Source organism: Arthrobacter sp. YAF17, assembly GCF_052113365.1.
Lineage (GTDB): Bacteria > Actinomycetota > Actinomycetes > Actinomycetales > Micrococcaceae > Arthrobacter.
The window spans coordinates 1-1,360 of record NZ_JBFRDB010000049.1 but is presented as its reverse complement, the minus strand read 5'-3'; the positions used below and the strand labels follow the sequence as shown (position 1 = coordinate 1,360).

At 64.8% G+C, this 1,360-nt stretch carries 1 protein-coding gene; it reads right to left on the bottom strand.

Going from position 1 to position 1,360, the window contains the following annotated elements:
• Positions 1-14: 14 nt before the first annotated feature.
• A complete protein-coding gene (locus AB4Y67_RS18970; RefSeq protein ID WP_441407302.1) occupies positions 15-1,271 on the bottom strand; it encodes a DDE-type integrase/transposase/recombinase in 1,257 nt (418 codons plus the stop codon).
• Positions 1,272-1,360: the final 89 nt, after the last annotated feature.

Genomic DNA, 1,360 nt, shown 5'->3' with positions numbered 1-1,360 from the left:
CCTGTTGCCTCATGTCAATACCTCCGGGAAGGTGCAGTCGTTGCCTCAGATGAATTCCTCCGGCTGGCGCGTTGGTTCCATCGTTCGTTCACGGCGGGTTTGACGGGGGCAGCCTGTTTGGCAGTGGCGATGGCTTCTAGCTGGCCGGTGAGGGCCAGAATCTGCCGTGAGAGGGCGGCCGGCCGGATCTTTTTGTATTGCGCGTTCATCCGGATCACTGGCATCCGCGACAGGGCCGGGTGAGCTGAAGCGCGGCGGTGTGGGGTCGCTGCCCGGTCATGGGTTTTGCTCACTTTGGCTCCGTGGCGGGCCTTGGCGATGAGTTTTTGCTGGGGCAGCAGGTAGTTGGTGAAGATCCGGTCCAGCTCCCAGATCTCGTTGAGCAGTTGCAGTTCCCCGACGGTGTCGTAGCGCTGGTATCCGACAAGCTCCCGGACCCGGGACCAGTTCTTCTGCTCCACGTGGGCGCCGTCGTTCTTGTTGCCCGGGCGGGACCGCGTGAAGGTGATGCGGTGCTGCACGCAGAACTCGAAGAGCTCGTTGTTGATGAACTCGCTGCCGTTATCCGAATCGATGCCGATCACGGGAAACGGGAAGACGGTCTGGACGTGCTGCAGGGCCGCGAAGACGTGCTTCTGTGCCTTGTTCGGCACGGACCGGTTTACGGTCCAGCCGGTAGCGATATCGGTGACCGTGAGGGTGAAACAGAACTGGCCGGAACTATTAGCGCCGTCGTGGCCGACCAGGTCAATCTCGACGAAGCCGGGCACCGCGTCGTCCCACTGGGCCCAGGTGCGCACAGGGATCTGGGACTTCAGCAGCGATCCGGGTTTGGTATGGGTCCGGCCACGCGGCAAGAGCTTCGCCCGCTGGCCCGCCAGCCGCCGGTCGACGGTCGCCGCGCTCATGCGGGCGAGCAACGCTGCCTGCCCGTCAGTGATGTCCAGGGCCTTCTCAGCCCGCAGCATCGGCACGAGCTCCGGCAGCATCGGTGCCAGCAACTTCCCCGCCGGGGCACGCAGCACCGCCCAGCAAAGCACGAGCCCGTCCTGCAGATCAGCCCCGTAAACCGGGGCACGTCCCGGCCTGACGGGCCGGGGCCGCGGGGGATCGAGCGCATGCCGCAAAACCGACCGGGCATGATCCCGGTGCCAGCCGGTCAGCTCGACCAGCTCATCCAGAATCCGCCCCTTCCTGGCCCGATCACCGGCCCGGTAGGACTCGGCCAGGTGCTTCGTCACCGCCTTGCGCTCACCCATCGTCAATCCCATCCCTCAAGGATGTCCGCGGCCAACGTCCCGGAGCTTTTCCCATGAGGCAACGTATCCGGCTACGCGGAGGTTTTTTATGAGTCAACGCG

Bases quoted from the DNA above. Each gene is read 5' to 3' on its own strand.
- AB4Y67_RS18970 (WP_441407302.1), bottom strand. From the start codon at position 1,271: ATGGGATTGACGATGGGTGAGCGCAAGGCGGTGACGAAGCACCTGGCC.